The sequence below is a fragment of the Peribacillus sp. P4_D6 genome (assembly GCF_056401795.1).
The window spans coordinates 1-6,501 of the sequence record NZ_JBFUIQ010000169.1; the positions used below are offsets into that span (position 1 = coordinate 1).

Annotated in this window: 5 protein-coding genes and 1 pseudogene; all 6 read left to right on the forward strand. The window is 34.0% G+C overall.

All coding sequences use genetic code 11. The features are described from left to right. Window positions 1–102 precede the first annotated feature (102 nt). Window positions 103–513, forward strand: coding sequence for a hypothetical protein (locus AC1DVB_RS24325; protein ID WP_430756788.1), 411 nt, complete (start codon window positions 103–105; stop codon window positions 511–513). Between the two features lie 720 nt (window positions 514–1,233). Continuing rightward, the gene (locus tag AC1DVB_RS24330; protein ID WP_430756787.1) at window positions 1,234–2,097 is read left to right on the forward strand and encodes a S1 family peptidase; all 864 of its coding nucleotides are present in this window, start codon (window positions 1,234–1,236) and stop codon (window positions 2,095–2,097) included. Window positions 2,098–2,269: 172 nt separating this feature from the next. Next, window positions 2,270–2,779 carry a MepB family protein gene (locus AC1DVB_RS24335; RefSeq protein ID WP_063595400.1) on the forward strand — a complete coding sequence of 170 codons (510 nt, stop codon included), beginning with the start codon at window positions 2,270–2,272 and terminating at the stop codon, window positions 2,777–2,779. A 308-nt stretch (window positions 2,780–3,087) separates the two neighbouring features. Next, the gene (locus AC1DVB_RS24340; RefSeq protein WP_377421532.1) at window positions 3,088–4,026 is read left to right on the forward strand and encodes a DNA/RNA non-specific endonuclease; all 939 of its coding nucleotides are present in this window, start codon (window positions 3,088–3,090) and stop codon (window positions 4,024–4,026) included. Window positions 4,027–4,814: 788 nt separating this feature from the next. Beyond that, window positions 4,815–6,155: a GIY-YIG nuclease family protein gene (locus AC1DVB_RS24345; protein ID WP_477591342.1), complete on the forward strand. Its 1,341-nt coding sequence runs from the start codon at window positions 4,815–4,817 to the stop codon at window positions 6,153–6,155. A gap of 212 nt (window positions 6,156–6,367) precedes the next feature. Beyond that, window positions 6,368–6,501 (forward strand): annotated as a pseudogene (locus tag AC1DVB_RS24350) (IS110 family RNA-guided transposase); the annotation flags it as partial.

Consider the following 6,501-nt stretch of genomic DNA (forward strand, 5'->3'; position numbering starts at 1 on the left):
GTGCTTTAGCTGAAGATCGGAGCTGTCTTTAAGGCAGCTCTTTCTTTATGCAACTGACCGGGCAGAATAGTTTAAAAAGGATTATCAAAGGAGTCGGTAAGAATGAGTTTAGCTTCCTACATTGGCTGTAATATAGAATTACCTATTAACGATGATGAATATTCAGATGATTCTTTTTACATTGGAAGATGTTTTGCAGGAGATAGTGAACTGCAAAATTTTAAAAAATATCAGTTTACTAACCCTTATGTTTACGAGGTATCAAGTCATTGGGGAATTGAGATTTCGGAATATATGAATCAAGAAACCTGTGCTGAATCAAAAGTAAAACTGTTAGAACTTTGTAAAAGAATGGACAGCTATCTTGAAAAAGGGGATTATTTTGAACTGTATAGCTGTTGGATTGGAGATGAAACTGATAAGCGAGAGGGTGAGATAACTCTCCAAATCAATAACTTTGATATTGACCAGATTGAAATACCAGAAAAAACGTTAGTGAGATTTGAAAAATAAAGGCTTCTGTGCTTTAGCTGAAGATCGGAGCTGTCTTTAAGGCAGCTTTTTCTTGTGGAACTAACGGGGCAGGATAGTTCAATAAGACGACTGGGAAATGAAGTATAATTTAAATAGTCAAATTAAGAAATGAGTGATAATGAAGTGGATTTTAATGAATTGATACAAGAGAAAGGATATATTTGAAAAAAATAATAGAAACCAAAGAAAATTCATTACGATTGCTTATTAATAGAAGCACGTTCAACATCGATTTACCTATGGTGCAATTAGAATTTGAATCATATATTTCATATTCTGTTATTGATGAATGTTTTTCATATTCTATAGATAACTCTGAAATATCAAAGGGAGAGCTATTTCGGATATATACCAAGTCAAGGTATTTGGATTTTATAAAAATAGCCACGTGTAGATTACAAATAAAGTTATACCGTTCACAAAAAAGATGTACCGTTTGCAATAAAGTTATACCGTTTCCCCTTTGGTTATGATTAGCCAAAGGGGTGTTTTTATGATTAATATGGGAAAGAATATTTGACGCTGAAAAGTTGGGTTCAGGAACTGTTAAGTGAAAATAGAGTTGTTCCGTTAAAGGGCCAGATTGTGGAGGAGTTCTTCTAAGGAAATTGAATAAAGTTTATGTAACTATTACTTGGTAAGTTAAACTATTAATAGTTGATTACTTTCGTAGTTTTAGAAATTAAAGGAGCTGAAGAGATGAAAAATATTAATGAATTAAATTACTCAACAGTTAGAATTACTTCGAGACTTAAAAACGGTGTTAGTACGGGAACTGGATTCATCGTTAGATATGCTGAACAGTTTAGAGATGGACAATATCTAAACGTCCCATCAATTGTAACAAATAAACATGTAATTGATGGAGCTGTCGATATTACTGTAAGATTCCATGCAGCTAATATAATTAATGGCAAGAAAACAAATTCACAATGTGAATTTGTAGTTTCTACTGATGAATTTTTTATGCATCCTGATGAAGATGTAGATTTGTGTGCAATGCCAATAGCTAGTTTATATAAAATGACAGAAAAGGACAATATAAAACCTTATTATTATGGTATCAGTCTTAAACAGATACCACATGATGACAAGCTAAATAGTTTTCTTCCAACTGAAGATATAATAGTTGTTGGTTATCCAAATGGTCTTTGGGATGAACTAAATAATTATCCCATTTTTAGAAAAGGCACATTAGCTACAGCTCCTGGTATTAATTATAAAGGAAAGAAAGAATTTCTAATTGATTGTGCTATTTACCCTGGGTCAAGTGGTTCACCTGTACTTTCTGTTAAAAAACTAATACATAAGGAAACATTTGAACCATTTCATACTGTGGAACTGCTAGGTGTAGTGTATGCTACATATCAACATGCAGCACAAGGCGGTTTAACTATTAAAAATATACCTACAAATGTTAATACTCCAGTTCCTAACCATTTAGGGCTAGTCCTAAATAGTACGAGGGTTCATGAACTAAATAAGATAATTAGTGATTATTTTGCAGATACTCCTGTTGAGGAAATACATGATGCTATTGGAAAAGGCAAGGGGAATAGATAATTAGAAATGAATTATTAAAATTGTATTAGTGCAAGGCCTAGTAATTATAGAAAATGAATTAGGTCGTAAGCAAATTATATTTTTGTTCAACAATCGGGCGCATTTCTGGAATAAGAATTGCGCTCTTTCTTAATGCATAGGGCCATTTTGTTTGAAATTTAGGAGTGAAGAAATGAATAATTTTTTTACAGCATTAACTTATGTAAATAAAATGATTTATGAGTCGAATCACTTAACTGTAAAGTCAGTTCAAGAAGAGAAGCAAAATTCTAAGTATGGTGCTGGTACATTTCAATTATCTTCTAAAACAGTTCGATTCAGAGTTGCGAATATAACCCCTACCAAAGTAGGGCAGTTTGTTGCATTTTGGGAAAAAGACGAAAATAATAAAAATCAACCCTACTTATATGAGGAAGCCCCTGATTTATTAGTTATAACTACCTTTAAAAATGAAAATGAGTTTGGTCAATTTATTTTCCCAAAAGAAATTCTTTTAAAACAGAACATTCTTAGGTCTACTTCAACAAAGGGCAAAATGGCACTAAGAGTTTATCCTAGCTGGGATAGTCCGAGTAGTAATCAATCGATGAAAACTCAAAAATGGCAGTTACCCTATTTTGTTGACATGTGTAATCCGAATAAATTACCCTTAGAAAAAATATTAGAACTCTATTCTTTTTAATCCTCTGCAATCGGGCGCGATTGTTGTATAAAACAGGTGGGAAAATGATCAAACTTTTTTATAAAGCTACAGTATTAAATATAGGGTTTTTCTTTTCCCCCTAAATCCCAGCTGCATTATTCGAGTTGCAATTTGAAACTGTACAAGCCTTTATTGAAATTTAATACTGCACACTTCGAACAAATTATCTACTGTAATAAAGTTAATCTTGGAATATACTATTATCAATAGGTTAACAATGTTAATCTATGTTAAATTCCGAGATTTTTAGAATGAACAGTATGAAACTACTATAGGAGAGTCCTAAAATGAAAAAGAAAATGAACTATTTTATCTTACTTTTAACGACCATCTTTATGGTTGGTTGTACCAACGTAGAAGATGCATCCGTTACAGATGGAGAAACAGATCCACAAGAAGTAACCACAGTGGAAACAAATAAAAATAGCGAAAAAGAAGAAACTATCACTACGGTTGTTGATGAACCAGTAGTAGAGGAAACACCAACCCAACCAAAAAATGAACTCTTCTCAGGATACAAACTTACTGAAGTTGATGGTGGTGATTTGTCTGGATATCGTGAACCTAACGTCGTCGTTGACATTGGTTATGGGGACCGTGAATATTGGGCATTTACTAATGAATACGGGCAACTAGTACGTGTCATTGCTGACGAAATCATTATACAAGATGACAGTAATGAACCTGTATTATCGTCTGGCAGATACTATTCTGATGAGGCAAAGGTTCCTGGTGTCGAAAGTGACGTTTTAGATGAAGGACATATCATTGCTGATTCTCTCGGAGGGGTATCGAATGCTTATAATATTGCCCCACAAGATAGTACGCTTAACCGACATGGTGATCAAGCTTATATGGAAGACGTGATCCGTAACGCAGGTGGAGCTACTAATTTTGAAGCAATTATCACATATCCGAATACGGAAACGCAGATTCCTTCAAGTTATCAGTATACCTATACTTTAATGGGTAGAGAAATCGTTGATACATTTGACAATGTGAACCCTGATGAAGTAAACTCATCACTCGGTTTAACAGGCAGTGAGCCTTCTGATTCAACTAGTTCAAACACAAACGGTGATATTTCTAGTGTTGATACTAACGGTAATGGACAGGTGACGATTAAAGAAGCAAAAGCAGCAGGTTTTAGTATGCCAATAACGAGTGATCATTGGTTATACCCATATATGCAAGATAATGATAAGGACGGTATGGTAGGTGAGTAAGCCCCTAGAACTTTGAGGCAAAATAAATGAACGAAAGAACTGTTTCCTCGTTGGACGATTTATAACAAGTTGCAAACGGATGACTTTAGTTCAATAACAATCTTCAACTATCGGGCGCTTTAATGGAGGAAAGACCATAGTAATATAATCAAACTTTTTTATAAAAGGGTGATTCAATTGAATATAGAAAAAGCGTGTTTTGATCAATCTTTTTTTCAAAACACGCTTTTTCTCTTGCTCTTTTATCAAGGTTTATAGGGTTAATTTAATCAAACTTTATTTTAAAGCTACACCACGAATGAACGAGAAGATGTATATCCCTCTGAAAATTACATACATTATCAGTTTCCCTGCTTAAATCACACGATTGATGTTATTTCTTGTGAAGAACCAAAAGTAACCGTGGTAACAGGTTAAACTAACAACCTATTTGAATCCTTTTCTTGTTGAACTAACGGGTGCTTTAATTGAAGAAGACGGGAAACCTCAATAAATGAAGATTCCCCTAATTACTATATAAAAATCAACATTTAATTTAACAGAGCCTATTTGAAATAAAGAAGGGGGAATTTATATGACAATTAAGGATTCGTACAACTTGTTTTTTGAATATATTAATTAAAAGCAAATAAGTACAATTGAAAACCTAATTAAGGAAATGGTCAAAAAATATATAAATCGAAGTTTTGGAAATAATCATTCTTGTGTTATGAGCTATGTTTTCGCATTCCTTTGGTAAAATGTAAGTGAAGATTTCTTATCTATTAAGTCAAAAAGGGGCTGATAAAATGGGGTTGTTAAGCAAATTTTTTGGAAGTAAAAAGCAAGAAAAACAGAATGATAATCAGAAAGATCTAGAAGATATGAGAGAATTACTAAAACGAGAAAAAAAGAATAAACCACCTGAAAATACTAACGATGTTAGAATAGGTATGGGCGTATCTTTCAATATTTCATCTGATGAAAACGAAAACTATGGGCTTTCTATTTCTTCATCGCCTGTGGGCGTTTCTACTGGTAGTACAGCAACAGATTTTTATGTGTATGAATGGTTTATCAAAAATACTGGCGAAATATTCTATGTCGGAAAAGGACGTGGCGACCGTTATAAAGTGTTCCATGAACGAGCATATGAAGCTGAAAAAATTCGTGAAATTTATGATACTGACTCTCGCTTTGTTGGAACTGGGTTAACCGAAGAACAAGCAATAGAGTTAGAGGATAAAGAAATAACGCGAATATTAAATGAAACAAACGATAGACTAACGAACCGCATAATCCCACTCTTCACTAAAAGAGGTAACGGATATGACCGCAGTCCTAACACGCCTGAGCTGCAATTTGAAACAGCTTCATATCTTTATGCAAGTGAGATAGACGAACATTACTTTGGAATAAAATCTCGATCATTTGATGAAGTTAAGTACGAAAATTTAAAAGCAGTAGTCTTTATCACTCGAAATGTACAAGATGAAATTAGTATCATTTATGGCGGGAAATTAGACAAGTATCAAAGTGAAACAATAGCATTATTGTCAGCAAACGGCAACAAAATACTTAAAAGTAAATATGCAAAATCAGTTACTGCTTGGATATATATTGGTGACGATTACGTAACGAATTATGAAATAGGCCAAGGGCAAGCATTAGAGAAGCTAGGGCGAAACATACCAACTTATCATTTAATTGATGTTTGGAAGTTGTTAAAAGAAAAGTTTGGCGAAGTTGAAACAGTTTCAACGGAAGAGATACCGATTAATCCAATTCACAATCGAGTTCCACTAAAAGATATAAAGAACCTATACGACTGGGATAAAGGCTTTGACGAAGGGATGCCGTATTGGGAAAAAGGCGATAAGGAACGAAAAACTGGTAACCTTGAACGAGCTATTGAGTTATTTGATATAGCCCGATATAACGGCTACAATGCTCCAGCATTATACAGGTCGTATGCAATGACATATCGAAAAMTCAAAGACTACGACAATGAAATTGAAATCATTGATGAAGCGATTGAACGTTTACGTTCAGAAAAAATTAACGTAAACGAAACTCGCACTATGGAATTAAAAGAACGCCGAGAAAAAGCTCTCGCATTGAAACAAAAACAAAATAGTTCGGAACGTTGAAAGAGACCATCAAATTAGTGAGGCCACTGAAAAACTAACGGGTGCTTTAATTCATTACCAGTTGCTGATCAGCAACTCCTTTTCTTATGCAACTATAGGGGCAGCATTCCTGTTAGAAGGATGTTCGAAGTCTTGAAAGAAAAAGAGCCCTCTTGTATGATGCATGAGTGTCAACGACCATTGACTCAGCATCAAACAAGGAGGACTTCTCTATGCAGTTTAAATGGAATGAAAAAATTAATCAAGTTACTGAAAATACACTCGTTGTTGGTATGGATATTGCCAAGCATGTTCATTACGCTTGTTTTGTTGATGAACGAGGGCGCGTGATAGAAAAAGCCTTCGC